Source organism: Streptomyces sp. OfavH-34-F (assembly GCF_022347745.1).
GTDB lineage: Bacteria > Actinomycetota > Actinomycetes > Streptomycetales > Streptomycetaceae > Streptomyces.
Window position 1 is genome coordinate 1 of record NZ_JAKRGC010000137.1, and the last position, 16,119, is coordinate 16,119.

A 16,119-nucleotide genomic window follows, 5' to 3' on the forward strand; every position below is an offset into this window, starting at 1 on the left:
CCCCGCGGTACCCGCCCCGGGCGGCACCGTGCACGGCCAGGGCTCCGGCCAGCTGATCTCCGCGCCCCCGGCCGAGGGCCGCGCGTACGCGATCGGCGCCCCCGACGAGGGCGCGGCCGAGGGGCCCGAGCCGCTGGACGGCCCGGGGGGCGCGGTCGAGGTCGCCAACCGGCCCTCGCCGCAGCCGGTGGACGACGAGCTGCCGCCCGAGCCGCTGGACAACCCGCGCCGGCTGCTGGTCTGGCCCGCGCCCGACGTCTCCACCCAGCAGGCGCTGAGCGACCGCGGCTACCGTCCGGTGATCGTGCACTCGCGCGAGGAGGTGGACGCGCAGATCGCGGCGTTCCCCGCCGCGCTGTTCGTGGACCCGCTGACGGGCCCGATCACCCGAAAGGCGTTGCAGTCCCTGCGGCAGGCCGCCGTGGCCGCCGAGGTGCCCGTACTGGTGACGGCCGGGCTGGGACAGGCGTCGCGGGAGGCGGCGTACGGGGCCGACCCCGCCGTACTCCTCAAGGCGCTCGCGCCGCGCGACAGCGAGCAGCATCCGCCGCGCGTCCTGCTGATCGACGAGCACGAGGCCATCGCGGTCGCGCTGACGGAGACCCTGGAGCGGCGGGGCATGCAGGTGGCGTGCGCCGCGACGGACAGCGAGGCCGTCTCGCTGGCGACCCGGATGCGGCCGAACCTGGTGGTGATGGACCTGATGCAGGTACGCCGCCGCCGGGCGGGCATCGTGGACTGGCTGCGCGCCAACGGGCAGCTGAACCGGACGCCGCTGGTCGTCTACACCTCGGCCGGCATCGACCAGACCGAACTGTCGCGCCTTAGCTCCGGCGAGACCGTGCTCTTCCTCGCGGAGCGCTCGACGAGCGAAGAGGTCCAGTCCCGCATCGTGGACCTGCTGGCGAAGATCGGCACGAACTGACCGGCGTACCGAGGCGTACGACGAGGGCGGTACGGGAAGACACCCGTACCGCCCTCGCGCTGTCCGGTCAGTGGCTCAGAGCTGCGTGATGTCCAGCTCGCCCTCCGCGTACTGCTTGCGGATCACCTTCTTGTCGAACTTGCCGACGCTCGTCTTCGGCACGGACGGAATGACCGACCACCGCTCCGGAAGCTGCCACTTCGCGATGCCCGACTCGGCGAGGAAGGCGCGCAGCGCCTCGTAATCGGCGGTGGCGCCCTCCTTCAGGACGACCGTCGCGAGCGGCCGCTCGCCCCACTTCTCGTCCGGGACGGCCACGACGGCGGCCTCCGCCACGTCCGGGTGTGCCATCAAGGCGTTCTCCAGTTCGACGCTGGAGATCCACTCGCCACCGGACTTGATGACGTCCTTTGCGCGGTCGGTGAGCGTGAGGAAGCCGTCCTCGCTGATCACGCCGACGTCACCGGTCTTCAGCCAGCCGTCCTCGCTGAACTTGTCCGCGGGGCGCAGCATCTCGCCGTCCGCGCCGCCGTAGTACGCGCCCGCGATCCAGGGGCCGCGTACCTCCAGCTCACCGGCCGACCGGCCGTCCCACGGCAGGTGTTCGCCGGCCGGTCCGACCAGCCGGGCCTCGACGCCGGCCGGGAAGCGGCCCTGGGTGACGCGGTAGGGCCACTCCTCCTCGTCGGTCAGCCCGGCGGGCGGGGTGGCCATGGTGCCGAGCGGCGAGGTCTCCGTCATGCCCCAGGCGTGGCAGAGGCGCACGCCGAGCTTGTCGTAGGCCTCCATGAGGGAGGGCGGGCAGGCGGCGCCGCCGATCGTGACGTTGGCCATGGAGGTGAGGTCGCGCGGGTGGGCGGTGACCTCGGCGAGCAGTCCCTGCCAGATGGTGGGGACGGCGGCGGCGTGCGTGGGGCGCTCGCGCTCGATCATGTCGGCGAGCGGGGCGGGCTGGAGGAAACGGTCCGGCATCAGCATGTTGACGCCGGACATGAACGTCGCGTGAGGCAGTCCCCACGCGTTCACGTGAAACTGCGGGACGACGACGAGGGTGGTGTCCTTGTCGGTCAGGCCCATCGACTCGGACATGTTGACCTGCATGGAGTGCAGGTAGATCGAGCGGTGGGAGTAGACGACGCCCTTGGGGTCGCCCGTCGTGCCGGAGGTGTAGCACATCGCGGCGGCCTGGCGTTCGTCCAGCTCGGGCCAGTCGAAGGTGGTGGGGCGGCCGGCGAGCAGTTCCTCGTAGTCGTGCACGCGTACCGCCGCGCCGTCCAGGACGGAACGGTCGCCGGGGCCCGAGACGATCAGGTGTTTCAGCGACGTCAGCTGGGGAAGCAGCGGCGCGATCAGCGGCAGCAGGGAGCCGTTGACGATGACGGCCCGGTCGTCGGCGTGCTTGACGATCCAGACCAGCTGTTCGGCGGGGAGGCGGAGGTTGAGCGTGTGGAGGACGGCGCCCATGGACGGGATGGCCAGGTAGGCCTCGACGTGTTCCGCGTTGTTCCACATGAGCGTCGCAACGCGCTGATCTGCGTCGATGCCGAGTTCGTCGCGCAGGGCGTTGGCGAGCTGCGTGGCGCGTCGGCCGATCTCGGCGAAGCTGCGCCGGTGGGGCTCCGGCTCTCCGGTCCAGGTCGTGACCTGCGACTTCCCGTGGATCGTCATCCCATGCGTCAGGATGCGGGTGACAGTCAGCGGTACGTCCTGCATGGTGCTCAGCACGGCGTCCTCCCGGTGGGCGCTACGCGGCAGTAGGGTTCCGCTGATTCTGCTCACATACCAAGCGGTATGTCACTAGCCGCGAGCGTACGAATCGGTGTCGTCCGCCAATTTCGTACCGACTGTGACTGAGAGAGGACGATTCCGTTCCGTTTCTCCGGGGGCTCGGCGGGGCCGCGCGGCGGACCGTGTCAGCGGACCGGCATCAGCTCCGGGTCCAGGCGGAGCTTCCCGAGCGCCCGGGAGACCGCGCTCTTGACCGTACCGACGGACACCCCGAGCACCTCGGCGGTCTGCGCCTCGCTCAGGTCCTCGTAATACCGCAGGACCACCATGGCCCGCTGCCGGGCCGGAAGCCGCAGCACCGCACGCCACATGGCGTCGTGGAGCGACTGCTGCTCGGCGGGATCGGGGCCGGGCACCGTCTCCGGCTCGGGCAGCTCGTCGCAGGCGAACTCGTCGACCTTGCGCTTGCGCCACTGCGAGGTCCTGGTGTTGAGCAGGGCCCGGCGCACATAGCCGTCGAGCGCCCGGTGGTCCTCGATCCGGTCCCAGGCGACGTACGTCTTGGTGAGCGCCGTCTGCAGGAGGTCCTCGGCGTCGCTGGGATTGGCGGTGAGCGAGCGGGCGGCCCGCAGCAGCACCGGCCCCCGCGCCTCCACGAACGACGTGAACGAGGGGTACGGCAGGTGCGGCGCCGCCGACGTGCGCGCACCGCGCGACGAACGCGCGGCGGAACCCGACGTGCGCACCGGCGCGAAGCTGCGTACTGCGGCCGACGTGCGTACCGGTGCGGCTCCCCTGTGGGTGCCCGTACGGACTGGCGTGGTCATGGCTCCACGCTAGAAGCGGTGCCCGCCCGCCGGATCGCCCCCAGGTCCCGAAACCCCGTCCCCCTCAGGGTGTAGGTCCGGCGCCCGCTCCACCTCCTACGGGTGGAGGAGCCGGCACCCCGGTACTCCGGGTCACCCCTGAGACCAACCCCGGGGTCACGGCCCGCTTGAAACCCTCTCTGCGGGGGAAGACAGGGCGGGCCCGACCGGATTCGAACCGGCGTCCTCACGGTTTTGGAGACCGCGCGCGACGACCTCTGCGCTACGGCCCCGCCCCCGCGGCCATCCTAGAAGCCCGTCCCTGCCCCGCCCTCTGAGATGCTGAAAGCCGATCAGGAGGGGGCACACAGCCATGCGGTGGAAGATCCACGGGGAACGCCCGATCTACGAGAACAGCTGGCTCGACCTGTGGCTGGCCGACATAGAGACCCCGGACGGCAACCGCTTCGAGCACCACGTCATCAAGCTGCGCCACCTGGCCGTGGCCGCGGTGGTCAACGAACGGCGCGAGGTCCTGATGATGTGGCGGCACCGCTTCATCACGGACACCTGGGCCTGGGAACTGCCCATGGGCCTGGTCGAGGACGACGAGACACCGGCCGAGGCCGCGGCCCGCGAGGTCCTGGAGGAAACCGGCTGGCGCCCCGGCCCGGTCGAGCCCCTGATCTTCGCCGAACCGGCCGCCGGCATCACCGACGCGGAACACCACGTCTTCCGCGCCGACGGCGCCACCTACGAGGGCCCGCCGACCGAGCGGAACGAGTCCGACCGGATCGAGTGGATCCCGCTCATCGACATCCGGGGCATGATCGACCGCCGCGAAATCGTCAGCAGCGGCACCCTGGTCGGCCTGCTCTACATCCTCATGGACGAGTCGATCCGCTGACCGGACCACCCCGACAAACCAAAGGGCGGGCCTCCCAACAGGAGACCCGCCCTCCGCACTGCCGCGGTGGGTGTGGGATTTGAACCCACGGTGACTCGCGCCACGACGGTTTTCAAGACCGTTCCCTTAGGCCGCTCGGGCAACCCACCCCGCGCTGGCCCATCTGGGGCGGAGCGGATGCAACGCACCGGCCACCGACCTCACACGAGGACCGTGGTCCACACGGGATCCACTGGCCGCGTCTGCCACTCGCCAGTGCCGCCGCACAGAGCCCAGTCTCCGCCCCGCAGCCAGCGCGGGGAAGTCTGGCGTAGTGCCTCGCCCACCGGCAAAAGGCCCTCGCTGGGCCATGGCCAAGCGTCGCCTGCAGTCCCGCCCCATAATCAGAAAATTAATGTCGCACTGACGCCTCTGGACCGGGCAGCCATGTTGCCGTACCGCCGTCCAGCAACCGCAGCTACGGCGACTCCGTTCGGGGTGTGAAGGTCGGCGAGTGAGCGATTGTCGGCGGTCGAAGCTCATTCTGCTGGCCTTGACCAAACCAGTAACCGATGATGGCACCAGCGATGCCTGTAACCGGCGTGACATAGAGGCTGAAGTCCTTCGCAGCAACCCCGGCGATCATGGCCACCCAAGGGGACGCGATGATCGCAAATACCACCGCAACAAGCGCCCAGCCACGAACGCCTTCCGCACGCCGGACGAGACCGGACTGCTCGAAGGACAGCTCCGCCCGGTGCTTACGATCTGCGAGTTCCACTTCCCAGCGCCGCTCGATCTCACGAAGACGAACCTCAGCATCGATCTCCTCAGGAGTCTCCGGGCGCTTACCGAGGTGAAATGTAGGCTGTCGTTGCTGCGCCGCGATCTGCTGCTTCTCTTCCGTAAGATCAGCTACTTGTTGGGCAAGCCTCTCATTTTCCTCACGCTGCGCACCCCACAAGCGAGTTGACGAGACGTCACTCATGACCATGAGTCGATACTCAGTAAGCCAGTCTTGCTCAGTTTCAGGCATCCTCCCCATCCGCCAGGAATGCGTGATTCCATCGACAGTGAACCCTTCTGAACTCATTTCAGACACGCGCATCCCCCTCCTACGACATACGCCGCCCGTACGATATAAGCCCAAGGGGAGCTTCCGGCAGAAGATCAGCAAGCGCCGCCCTAGTCGAGTCGTCAGCCAGAGCTGGACCCACGCAGACTCCCGTCGTGAGACCGTAGCGGCGTCCCCCTATTCGTCACTGTGACGTAAATTTCCCCGAACCTGGCTGCAGCCACACCCGACTCTGCGATGCTGGAGACCAATTGAGAGGGGCCGCAGCGATGCAGTGGAAGATCCACGGGGAACGTCCGATCTACGAGAACAGATGGGTGAACCTGTGGCTCACCGACGTCGAGACGCCAGACGGGAACCGCTGGGAGCACCACGTCATCAAGCTCCGACACCTGGCCGTGGCCGCCGTCGTTAACGAGCGGCGCGAAGTGCTGATGATGTGGCGGCATCGCTTCATCACGGACGCCTGGGCGTGGGAGCTGCCCATGGGTCTGGTCGAGGAGGGCGAGACGCCGGCCGAGGCGGCGGCCCGTGAGGTGTTGGAGGAGACCGGCTGGAGGCCCGGGCCGATCACGCCGCTGATCTACGCCGAGCCGGCGAACGGCATCACCGACTCCCAGCACCACGTCTTCCGGGCCGATGGGGCGACGTACGAGGGTCCGCCGACCGAGAAGAACGAGTCGGACCGGATCGAGTGGATTCCGCTGGCCGACGTGCGGGGCATGATCGACCGGCGCGAGATCGTCAGCAGTGGCTCCCTCGTCGGGCTGCTCTATGTCCTCATGGATGAGGCGATCCGCTGACCTGGCGCGGCAGCACTTCCCGTAGCCGGGCCTCGAACGCCACCGCGGCCGGTTCGCGGCGGAAGGGTTCCAGCTGTTCGTAGAACTCCCGGAGGTGGCCGGCGACTCGTTGTGAGCTGACGGCCGCCGCCGGGGCCAGGGCGTCCATGGCCGTGTGGCACGCCTCGTCGAGTTTGCCGCGCTGGAGTTGGGTGCGGGCGAGCCAGAAGGCGTGGAAGGCGCGGCCTCGGTGGTTCGTCTGGTGTTCTCGGCGGAGGGCGTCCGCGATGAGGGGTTCGGCGAGGGCGGCTTCGCCCAGGCGGCCGTGCGCGATGCCGGTGTCCACGATCAGCTTCGGTTCGTCGAAGTAGGCGACCCAGGCCGGGTCGGGATCGCCGGTGCCGATCCGTCCGAACTGGGTGTGGGCTTCCGAGATCGCGGTGTGGGTCGCGCCGTGGTTGCCGAGGGTGGCGTGGGCGAAGGCTTCGCGCATCGCGAGCATGGCCAGCACGCGCGGTGTCGTCCCCGCCGCCGTTCGGGCCTGGTCCTGGGCGGCCGTGACGAGTGCGAGGGCGTCGCCGGGCTTGTCCTGGTAGGTGGCCTGGAGGCTCATACAGGCGAGGACGTTGGCCGTGAACTGTCGGTCGTCGATGGCCTTGGCCAGTCCGAGGGATTCAGTGAAGTAGGCGCGTGCCTGGTTGTACTGGCGGGCGTCGAAGTAGGTCCATCCGATGAGCCGGGCCAGTTCGGCCGCGATGCTGTGCAGGCCGTCCCGTAAAGGAGCCGGACGCTGCTCCTTGAGGAGGTCGACGACGTAGCGGAGCTGGCCGACGACCGCCGGCCGCAAGGTCTCGCCGCCGTGCTCGTCGTCCCGGCGCCAGTAGTCCGCGATCGACGAGTGCAGCGCGTCCAGCGTCGACGCGCTGAGATCCCGCTCGGCTGCCAGGGCGAGGATGCTGTCGACGTCCGCCCCGGGCAGTCCAGCGACCAGCGGTTCGATGGCTGAGGCTGGCAACTCGGCAGGTTGGCGGGGAGCGACCGTCAGGCTGGGCGGTGTCTCCCAGGAGCGTCGGGCGAGTCCGAGCATGTGTCCAGGGATGCGCAGTCCGTCGGAGATCCGTTCGATCACGTCCATGTGCAGCAACTGCCGGCGCCCCGCGATCACCTCGCCCACCCGGCTCGGGGTCAGGTCGCAGCGACGCGCGACCATCGACGGATAGATGCCTGCCCGTGCCTTCACCAGCTGAAAGATGCGGCCGAAGTCTCTGGCCTGGCATGCCTCGATCATCACTGGGTCCGTGAGCAGGCTGACCGGGAGTTCCTTCGAGCGAGATGGCTCGGGCATCGGGCACGCTCCGGCATGAGGACTACGGATCGCTGCACTTGGTCAACCGAGGGTGATGCTACCCAAGTTGGGTAATCCGCTTGGCCTTTCTGGCCGGTCCCGTGGATCGCGATGCTCCTGGCCATGGCGAACGGACAGGACGACGTACGGATGACGTTGCGGGTCTCCCGCGACTCCGGCCAGACGTGGGGGCCTCTCACGGAGGTACGCGTGGGCGAGGACCCGGTGGTCCCGGAGAACCCGGGCTGCTACTCGCCCTGCGTCTGCCCCGGTGCTCACAGCAGACCCGGAACGCCGTCGCGTCCTTCCGGATGGCGTGATGCGGTGCGGGCACTGGCGCGGGGTGCCCCTCGACCTGGCACGGGAAGCGCGGGAGAAGTCGGCCGCCCCGTACATCGACAGGACCGTGCAGTGCCAGCTGTCTGCGCACGAGGAAGGTGAGCACTTCGGTCTCCTCACCGACGCCGGCGCATACGGGACCACGCTGTGGCTCCGCTGGCACGAAACAAACAGGGCGCAGCTCGTCGTACTCCCTGACTGCCCGGTGGCCGCCCCGGGATCCGACGGTGAGGGCTGCTGTCTGTTCGCCAACCACGCCAAGCAGCACACCTGGGAAGACAACCAGGAGGAGGTCTCGTGCCCCAGCTGATCGCGAGCCCGTACAAGACCCGGCACCCCCGCTCGCCTCGCAACGAACAGTGCGGGGACTGCGGTGGCAGCGGCGCCAACTCGTCCGGCAAGACCTGCGGCACCTGCAACGGGCTGGGCGAGATCCACTGCCGTGTCGACCGCCACGAGTCCCATGTGCTGTCCCGCTCCGTGATCCGGAAGGAGGGCCACCGATGGCCCACGCTCTGATCGCCTCCCCGTTCCTCGACGGGCACCTTCTCCTCAAGCCGGGAGCACGGGCCGGCGCCCGCATCTCCGCCGACCACTTCGAAGGTCTGCGCCAGGCCGCCACCGACGGTGAGTCGCTTCCCGCCTGGGCGGTACAGACCGCCGCCGACGTGTGGGGCCTGGACCTGAGTGGCCAGACCACGCAGGGCACCGTGCTGGTGCGCGAGCCGTCCCCGTACGGCTACTGCCGGGCGTCCTGGGAGATCAACCTCGGCTGCAACTTCGGCTGCAAGCACTGCTACCTCGGCGAGCGGCCCTTCTCCGGCCTCGGCTGGGAGGGCAAGGTGCGACTCCTTGACATCATGCGCGAGGCCGGCGTCCTCTGGCTCCAGATCACCGGCGGCGAGCCCACCATGGATCCCCACTTCCAGGGCGCCTACCGCTACGCCTGGCGGGCCGGGATGATGCTCACCATCTCCACCAACGGCTCCCTGCTCTGGCGGCCGGACCTCCTGAAGCTCTTCCGGGACTCTCCGCCGTACCGCCTGGTGGTCAGCATGTACGGGGCGAGTGAGCAGTCCTTCGACACGCTCACCCAGCGCCGCGGGGCGTGGAAAGCGTTCCGGCGCGGCATGGACGCCGCCCGTGAGGCGGGCCTGCCGCTGCGGATCAACGTCGTGGTGACCGAGGACAACGCCTCCGAGGCCGACGAGATGGCCGCCCTCGCCGACGAGTGGAATGTCGAGAACCACGCGTACACGAACATGACGCCCACGATCTACGGCGGCGGAGAGCCACTGCTCGCCCAGTCCGCCGCCCACCTGCGGCAGCGCAAGCCGTTCGCCGGCTGCAACGCGGGTCACACCTTCTTCCACGCCGACCCGCACGCCAAGGTCTCGATCTGCAAGGTCGGCCGTGACGACCAGATCGACCTGATGACCGAGGGCATCGACGGTCTCACCCGGCTCGGCGCCATTGCCGACCGCCTCATGCTTCGCACCGGAGGGTGCGAGGGCTGCGCCCTGTCCGGCACCTGCCGGGTCTGCCGCCCCCTGGCCAAGCACTACCAGGAGGCCAAGGCGCCGCTGCACAGTTACTGCCAGCACGGAGACAAGGAGAACGCCTCATGACCCCGCCCGTACCGGTGACCATCCTCCCCGGCCCGCCGACCTCGGCCCGCCGCGCCGCCCCGCCCGTCGCAACCGCGTCGATCACCGCCGTCCAGGACCTCGACGTGATCGTGGAGAGCGCGGAGTGCTTCTGCGACGCCGGGGACGACAACCCCCACTGACCGACACGATCCGGTCAACTCCGCTCAGGCCCCGGCGTACTCGCGTTGGGGCCTGAGCCCTGCCCGTCCCACCGCTAGGGTGCCGCTCATGTTCTTCCGCTGGGACTGGCTGCGGCCCGTGCTGACCGCGCCAATCGTGCCGACTCTCGGTCCCGTCCACCCCGATGCCCTGACCGTCGGCGTGTTCGAGGACACCCTGCGAGCGGCCGACACCGGAGACTTCCTGCCCTACGACAAGGACCGGCGCTGGGGCGGCGAGAAGGACGAGAAAGTCCTCCGCGAAGACGTGGTTCACCAGCGCGAGCACACCCTCATCCCCACTCTCACCCGGCGCGGACGCGGCACTGTGAAAGTCTTCGCCTACGGGCTCCGCGACACCATCGTGGATGAGGCCGCCGAGCTGGCCGCAAAACTCGCGGCCGTGCACGACGTGGTCAGCGCCCGGGTCGTACGCCCCCTCGGCCCCGAGACCACACACCCGCGGGGCACCCGCATCCAGCTGAAGGACTTCACCGTCGGCCCCTGCCCCGACCCGGGTGGTCCGGTCCGGTCCGTCACCGCCTGGCCGGCCGCCGTGCAGGAGACCTTCGCCCCGTTCGCCGAGGCCATGGCGCGCGATGGCCTGGCCTTCCTCCACACCCAGATGCAGGCCGGCCGGTGCGGCCCGGTCATCGCCGCCGCCGTCGAGGACCGCGTCGTGGGCGCGATCGGCCCCATGGAGGTGCTCCCCGATGCCATCGGACGCCCCCAACTCATGCCCCAGTACTTCGCCGTTCTGCCCGAGGCCCGAGGCCAGGGCCTGGGACGCATCCTGTGGCGGGCGGCGATGCACTGGGGCCAGTCCCACGGCGCCGCCTACCAACTCCTCCAGACTGAGGTCGAAGGCCCCTCCGACCACCTCTGCCAGACCGAAGGACTCACCTCCCTCGGCTTCACCTACACCATGTCCGCATAGCTCCTGACAGCCCCACCTTCTCTGGTCGGCTGCCATGCCGTTGGCGACCTCAGTCACAGAAGTCAGCCACGACAGCGGGGGCGGCCGAACAAGCACCCTCCATGTGTGTCTCCAGCAACCACCCACCGGCCCCGGCCACGCTTCCCCAATCCGTCACGGTCTCGGCCACGTTGCAGCCTGAGCGCTGCCGCCGGCCTCGCCTGACGGATAGACAGGAGGCGGGCCGACCGGATCACGGCTGGTTGAACGTCGATCCGCGGTGACCGGTGCGGACTTGGCAGGCGTCCCGCTCCTGCTGGCCGTGCTCGCCGTGGGACAAGCTGGCGGGGTACTTCGCAGGTCTGGCTGCCCGCTTCTCAGGCTTTGCGGTGCGAGTGGGCGGGGGCCGTCGCGGGCGCTGGCGGAGGCATGGAGCCAGCGGCGGCCTGGGGCCGCCGCGCCGCGCGGCCCGCGCCAGCGGGCCCCCTTGACCGCGCAGAGATAGAGCTTGCCCTCGCCGGTGGGGTGTTCGGTGATGTCCGTGAGCCAGAGCTGGTTCGGGCCGGTCGCGGTGACGGCCCGGTTGACCAGGTCGTCGTAGACCGGCGGGCCCGCCTTCTTTGTCCGGCCGCGTTTCTTGCCGACACGCTCCACCGTTGGTTGTCCCGGCCGATCCGCCACGCGGTGCGGTCGGCCATGACCGCTCCGGCGTCACGGGCCTCGTCGGCCAGGAAGCGGTAGCCGAACTCCGGGTCGTCGCGGTGGGCGGAGAACAATGCGTGCGAGCGATGCGCCTCGGCGAGCTCAGCTGAGGTCACCGGGTCGGCGAGCCAGCGGTAGTAGGGCTGTCTGGCGAGCTTCAGCACCCGGCACGCGACCGTGACGGGCATCCCGTAACCGGCCAGCTCTATCACGAGCGGGTAGATCCTTTTCCCGGGAGGTTCGCCTGCGACAGATAGGCCGCCGCCCGCCGCAGGACCTCGTTCTCCTGCTCCAGCAGCTTGATTCTCCGTCGCGACTCCCGCAGTTCCGCGCTCTCCTGGCTGGTCGTCCCGGGCTTCGTTCCGTCGTCGATGTCCGCGCGGCACATCCACTTCCACAACGTCATCGCATGGACGCCGAAGTCGGCGGCCACCTGCTCGACAGTGACGCCCGGGCCGCGGTTCCTCGCGACCCGCACGACGTCCTCGCGGAACTCCTGGGGATAAGGCTTGGGCACAGCAAAATCCTTCCCACCTGCCATGCACGGCAAGCCAGTTCAGATGTCACCCGTTCGTGCGGCAGACCCAGTCGATCCGAAGGCCAAGTAGGCGCGGAGTCCCAGCCTCACAACCAGGGCAGGTAGCGCATGCGTGCTAGCCCTGTGAGCACCCAGACGCACGACATAAGTGATGACCCTCAGACGCCCAATAGCTAGGCTGGTTACATGGCAGCCATCAAGCAACGCATCAACCCAGACGTGCTCGTCTGGGCGATGAAGCAGGCTGGCACCAGCCGAACGCAGCTCGCAGGTGATCTTGGAACAGACCCGACCACGGTCGACTCCTGGATGACTGGGGATGAGACTCCTGGACTGACGCAACTACGGCAAATCGCAAAGACTCTCCGTCGACCCACGTCTCTCTTCTTCTCACCTCACGTTCCCGCGCAACGACCCCTGCGGGCGTCTTTTCGCAAGCCCTTCGGCTCTCACGGCGTAAGAACCCTAACGTCAGAGGAAAGGGCGGAAATCCGGCTCGCTGAGCGACGACAGAAGATCGCCAATTGGGCAGCCGAGAGAGTCGAAGAGCATCACCCTGCCACTTTGCCTACGCGCCAGGGAACACCAGAAGCGACTGCCAAAAGCGTTCAAACTTGGCTGCACTGGAACGTTAGCGATCAAGTCAAGGCCACCAGTAAGCTGGCCGTCACTAAAATGGTGCGCAGATCTCTCGAAGATCAAGGCATCATGGTGCTGCAGCTCTCGCTGAACAGTGACGCTTGTCGAGGGTTCTCCTTGTACAGCGAAACAGTGCCCTTGATCGCATATAACAGCAGCCAGGTAGCCGCCGCTCGCACATTTACGATGCTTCACGAGCTCGGACACCTAATCTCTCACGAGCAGGCTGTATGCGACCAGCCGGAGGATTCCGAGGAGCGCTGGTGCGATAGATTCGCCGCAGCCTTCCTGCTCCCGGAAGAACATCTGCGCGCGTACATCGCAAAGTATCTCAAGATCACTCGCGTCGAGAATGACGACATCGAGTCCGTACGACGGATCTCTAACCGTTACGGCGCGAGCTTCCAATGTGTCGCATTGCGGCTCATCCATCTCGGAATCGCTTCGCAGCCTCTATATCGTGTCGTATCTTCGGGTTCATTTGAAGTCGACGCACCCGGATTCGGCGGAGAGCTTCAGACTACTCATCTGGTTCGAATGCGCGAGTACGGCGTCACCTACCCGCGACTCCTGCTTGCAGCTCGCGAGCGCGGAAAGTTGCACGATATTGACGCCCGCAAGTACCTCAATGTAAATGGAGAACAGCTCCGGAATCTCCAGCAGCGCATAGCAGAAGAGGTGTAATGCCGCCTCTGTACGTCATAGATGCGCATGCACTGCTGACTCTGCCGGGACTCTGCTCATCCGAGGAGCGCGTATATTCTTTCTTCGATCGCCTAACCGATGAGATGGCAGCCGGAAACCTAACCTTCCCGAACCAGGTACTGCAAGACTGCAAGAAGTTCGCCGAAGGTGAGTTTCTCTACACCTGGATCAAGGCCGCATCAGCGCACAGGAAGCACTACCGCGTAGACAACGGCTGGCAAGAGGAAGTGCTTGGGACCTGCGAGGATCTTGCAGACTTCGACGACGACTGCGAACAGACACAAGTAATCGTCGCCTCTCTTGCCCTGATGAATGCCGACACGGGACGGCAATGCATCGTTGTGACAGAGGACCGACTCGGACTTCCCAATCGCCTGTGTCTGAGCGATGCCTGCCCCAGCCTTGGTCTCGAATCAATGACTGCAACGGAAATGCTGCAGGCAATGAACATGGCCGACTTTATTTAGAGGTCGAAGAGCTCCAACGCCACACCTTGCATATAATGCTGGAGCGTCGGCTCAGGCAAACCAGCTCGCTTACTCAGCTCAGCCAGGATGATCGAGCAGAAGATCAGAAGCGCTCGTCCCGGTTCGCCAATTATTCTGTCCACTTTCTTCAAGCTCGTGCGACCGATGGGGTACGGGACTCCCCCTCGGAGTGCGACCCTTCCTGCCTCATCGGACGCCGGCCTCTGCCACGATCCTGACATTCTGTCCCCTGACTCATCCAGAGAATGCAACGCGGCCAGGCCAATCGCGTACTTGGTGGCCGTGCTTGAGGTACCAGGCAGCGATGTCCCAGCCAGGATTCCCGGATTCACGACACACAAGGCGTCAGCCCGGCCGGCTTCTTCGACTTTCCGCAGCTGATCGGCAACCGTCGACAGCATGGATGCGGCGTTATAGGCAAGAACCATCATCGGGGGCGCGTCAGCTCCCGTTGCGGAACGTAGCTCTCTCTGTTTAACAGCCTTGGCAGCGCAGTCCGCAAGTTCATCCTCATCGAGAGTTGTCTTCACTTCGATAGTCATGAGGACATTCTCTACGGGGTAAATCGCTTGATTCGTCTGAGCAAGGATAGACGGCTGACTGGCAGAGCTGAAGATGATGATGTCGGTCTGCTTTGAAACGCCTCCGAAGGAGTCGATAATCATCCCGCTACCGACCCCTACGCTTGCGGGAAGGAGATTCTCCATAAGCCGGACCAGGGAGAGTTCATTCTCTCTTCCCTGTTCGCCGGCATGACCGATGAGCTTATTGAAGGTGTCTACTTCTTCTTGGAGGCGACGAGCAACACCAGACCAATATTGCTCAACGATTTTGCTCAACTTCCGCACCTTCGCTTCGTGTCACGCTATCCACACACCCATGTGGGGCTACAGGCCCACACGTAGGCTTCCCCGCACGGTTCAGACCGGGCACCAGGCCCTACCCGGATCTTACGTTTGCCAACCGATCGGGATCTGTAAGTCTGTCTGATAGACATTCGAGGACAAGGCGTACCGCGCATGGTCCACGCCTGGTCCACACACCATGATCCAAAGTGGCACATAGGCGAAGCACGGTGAGACAGGCCCCCACGACGAAGGGGTGCCCCTGGTCGGAGCACCCCTCCTGGTCAGCGCGTTCTCTGACCTGCAAGCGGTGGGTGTGGGATTTGAACCCACGGTGACTCGCGCCACGACGGTTTTCAAGACCGTTCCCTTAGGCCGCTCGGGCAACCCACCCCGCGCCGGGCGGTCGGTGTGGGACCGGTCCGGCGCGGGGAACAGCCTAGCCGGTCAGCTGTCGCCCTTGCGCTCGCCCAGGGTCACTTCGGCCGTGGCCGTCTTGCCGTCGCGCTCGTAGGTGAGGGTGACCCGGTCGCCCGGCTTGTGGGTCCAGATCTCGCCGATCAGGGTGGGGCCGCTGTCGATGACGGTGTCGTTGAACTTCGTGATGACGTCGCCCGCCCGCAGGCCCGCCTTGGCCGCCGGGCCGTTCTTCGTGACCGCGTCCGTGCCGCCCGCGCCCCGTTCCGCGATGGTGGCGCCGCCGCTCTTCTCGTCCATCGTGACCGTCGCACCGATGACCGGGTAGACCGGCTGGCCGGTCTTGATGAGCTGCTGGGCGACGTTCTTCGCCTGGTTGATCGGGATCGCGAAGCCGAGGCCGATGGAACCGGCCTGGCTCTGTCCGATGCTGCCGGTCGACTGGATCGCCGAGTTGATCCCGATGACGGCGCCGCTCGCGCTGAGCAGCGGGCCGCCGGAGTTGCCGGGGTTGATCGAGGCGTCCGTCTGCAGGGCACTCATGTACGAGTTGCTGCCGCCGTTGCCGTCACCGGAGGCGACCGGGCGGTTCTTGGCGCTGATGATGCCCGTGGTGACCGTGTTGGACAGGCCGAAGGGGGCGCCGATCGCGATCGTCGAGTCGCCGACGGCCACCTGGTCCGAGTTGCCGAGCGGCAGCGGGGTCAGCGACTTCGGCGGGTTCTTCAGCTTGATGACCGCCACGTCGTAGCCCTGCGCCCGGCCGACCACCTCGGCGTCGTACTTCTTGCCGTTGGAGAACGTCGCCGACAGCTCGCCGCTCTCCGCGGCGGAGGCCACCACGTGGTTGTTCGTGAGGATGTGGCCCTCCTTGTCGTACACGAAGCCGGTGCCCGTGCCGCCCTCGCCGTTGCCGCCCTGCGCCTCGATCGTCACCACACTGGGCAGCGCCTTGGCGGCCACTCCGGCGACCGTGCCGGGATCGCGCTTGAGGGCCTGCGGGTCGGACGACGCCGAGACCGTCGTCGAACCGGAGTCGTTGTTGCGGTCCGCGGCCCAGAAGCCGAGGGCGCCGCCGATGCCGCCCGCCACCAGGGCGGCCACCACCACGGCGGCCACCAGCCCGCCCGCGCCCCGCTTGCGCGGCGACTCGGCGGTCTGCGCTCCACCGGGCGG

17 protein-coding genes and 3 tRNA genes are annotated in these 16,119 nt (G+C 67.2%); 10 read left to right on the plus strand and 10 right to left on the minus strand.

Annotated features, from left to right (window positions below):
- Nucleotides 1-925, plus strand: a 925-nt coding sequence (locus MHW47_RS20000; protein ID WP_374230118.1) for a response regulator, incomplete at its 5' end; no start/stop codon positions are given.
- A 75-nt stretch (nt 926-1,000) separates the two neighbouring features.
- Here the strand turns inward: MHW47_RS20000 and MHW47_RS20005 are convergent.
- The 3 genes from MHW47_RS20005 to MHW47_RS20015 all read right to left on the minus strand — a co-directional run bounded on the left by MHW47_RS20005 (nt 1,001) and on the right by MHW47_RS20015 (nt 3,751).
- Nucleotides 1,001-2,650, minus strand: coding sequence for a long-chain fatty acid--CoA ligase (locus tag MHW47_RS20005; protein ID WP_239225117.1), 1,650 nt, complete (start codon nt 2,648-2,650; stop codon nt 1,001-1,003).
- 188 nt (nt 2,651-2,838) lie between these two features.
- Entirely contained in the window at nt 2,839-3,480 is a 642-nt protein-coding gene (locus MHW47_RS20010; protein WP_239225119.1) for a SigE family RNA polymerase sigma factor, read from the minus strand.
- Between the two features lie 197 nt (nt 3,481-3,677).
- A tRNA-Trp gene (locus MHW47_RS20015) sits at nt 3,678-3,751 on the minus strand.
- Nucleotides 3,752-3,832: 81 nt separating this feature from the next.
- On the opposite strand from MHW47_RS20015, the gene MHW47_RS20020 reads away from it, so the two are divergent.
- Complete coding sequence (locus MHW47_RS20020; protein WP_239225121.1) at nt 3,833-4,366, plus strand: NUDIX hydrolase; 534 nt, start codon at nt 3,833-3,835, stop codon at nt 4,364-4,366.
- A 64-nt stretch (nt 4,367-4,430) separates the two neighbouring features.
- Here the strand turns inward: MHW47_RS20020 and MHW47_RS20025 are convergent.
- A tRNA-Ser gene (locus MHW47_RS20025) sits at nt 4,431-4,515 on the minus strand.
- A gap of 308 nt (nt 4,516-4,823) precedes the next feature.
- Nucleotides 4,824-5,447: a hypothetical protein gene (locus MHW47_RS20030; protein ID WP_239225123.1), complete on the minus strand. Its 624-nt coding sequence runs from the start codon at nt 5,445-5,447 to the stop codon at nt 4,824-4,826.
- Between the two features lie 242 nt (nt 5,448-5,689).
- Between MHW47_RS20030 and MHW47_RS20035 the strand changes: the two genes are divergently transcribed.
- Nucleotides 5,690-6,223 (plus strand): NUDIX hydrolase, encoded by a 534-nt coding sequence (locus MHW47_RS20035; protein ID WP_239225125.1) that lies wholly within the window; start codon nt 5,690-5,692, stop codon nt 6,221-6,223.
- Here MHW47_RS20035 and MHW47_RS20040 read toward each other — a convergent pair.
- Nucleotides 6,201-7,547, minus strand: coding sequence for a hypothetical protein (locus MHW47_RS20040; RefSeq protein ID WP_239225127.1), 1,347 nt, complete (start codon nt 7,545-7,547; stop codon nt 6,201-6,203). The genes MHW47_RS20035 and MHW47_RS20040 overlap by 23 nt on opposite strands.
- A 319-nt stretch (nt 7,548-7,866) precedes the next feature.
- On the opposite strand from MHW47_RS20040, the gene MHW47_RS20045 reads away from it, so the two are divergent.
- From MHW47_RS20045 to MHW47_RS20065, 5 genes are all read left to right on the plus strand, one after another.
- The gene (locus MHW47_RS20045) at nt 7,867-8,196 is read left to right on the plus strand and encodes a hypothetical protein (RefSeq protein WP_239225128.1); all 330 of its coding nucleotides are present in this window, start codon (nt 7,867-7,869) and stop codon (nt 8,194-8,196) included.
- Nucleotides 8,184-8,405 (plus strand): hypothetical protein, encoded by a 222-nt coding sequence (locus MHW47_RS20050; protein ID WP_239225129.1) that lies wholly within the window; start codon nt 8,184-8,186, stop codon nt 8,403-8,405. The genes MHW47_RS20045 and MHW47_RS20050 overlap by 13 nt, the downstream gene beginning before the upstream one ends.
- On the plus strand, nt 8,390-9,514 hold the full coding sequence (locus MHW47_RS20055; protein ID WP_239225130.1) for a radical SAM protein: 1,125 nt from the start codon (nt 8,390-8,392) through the stop codon (nt 9,512-9,514). The genes MHW47_RS20050 and MHW47_RS20055 overlap by 16 nt, the downstream gene beginning before the upstream one ends.
- Complete coding sequence (locus MHW47_RS20060; protein ID WP_239225131.1) at nt 9,511-9,675, plus strand: hypothetical protein; 165 nt, start codon at nt 9,511-9,513, stop codon at nt 9,673-9,675. Before MHW47_RS20055 ends, MHW47_RS20060 begins: the two co-directional genes overlap by 4 nt.
- Nucleotides 9,676-9,763: 88 nt before the next feature.
- A complete protein-coding gene (locus tag MHW47_RS20065) occupies nt 9,764-10,630 on the plus strand; it encodes a GNAT family N-acetyltransferase (protein WP_239225132.1) in 867 nt (288 codons plus the stop codon).
- Nucleotides 10,631-11,519: 889 nt separating this feature from the next.
- On the opposite strand, the gene MHW47_RS20070 is transcribed toward MHW47_RS20065, so the two are convergent.
- On the minus strand, nt 11,520-11,828 hold the full coding sequence (locus MHW47_RS20070) for a transposase (RefSeq protein ID WP_239225133.1): 309 nt from the start codon (nt 11,826-11,828) through the stop codon (nt 11,520-11,522).
- A gap of 207 nt (nt 11,829-12,035) precedes the next feature.
- Here MHW47_RS20070 and MHW47_RS20075 point away from each other — a divergent pair, with 207 nt between their 5' ends.
- The gene (locus tag MHW47_RS20075; RefSeq protein WP_239225134.1) at nt 12,036-13,172 is read left to right on the plus strand and encodes an XRE family transcriptional regulator; all 1,137 of its coding nucleotides are present in this window, start codon (nt 12,036-12,038) and stop codon (nt 13,170-13,172) included.
- Nucleotides 13,172-13,660, plus strand: coding sequence for a DUF4411 family protein (locus MHW47_RS20080; protein ID WP_239225135.1), 489 nt, complete (start codon nt 13,172-13,174; stop codon nt 13,658-13,660). Before MHW47_RS20075 ends, MHW47_RS20080 begins: the two co-directional genes overlap by 1 nt.
- Here the strand turns inward: MHW47_RS20080 and MHW47_RS20085 are convergent.
- From MHW47_RS20085 to MHW47_RS20095, 3 genes are all read right to left on the minus strand, one after another.
- Entirely contained in the window at nt 13,657-14,520 is an 864-nt protein-coding gene (locus MHW47_RS20085) for a DUF6602 domain-containing protein (RefSeq protein WP_239225136.1), read from the minus strand. The two genes, MHW47_RS20080 and MHW47_RS20085, sit on opposite strands and share 4 nt — an antisense overlap.
- Before the next feature lie 314 nt (nt 14,521-14,834).
- Nucleotides 14,835-14,919: transfer RNA gene (locus MHW47_RS20090), tRNA-Ser, on the minus strand.
- Nucleotides 14,920-14,973: 54 nt separating this feature from the next.
- Nucleotides 14,974-16,119: S1C family serine protease (locus MHW47_RS20095; protein ID WP_239225138.1), on the minus strand; the 1,146-nt coding region annotated here is incomplete at its 5' end.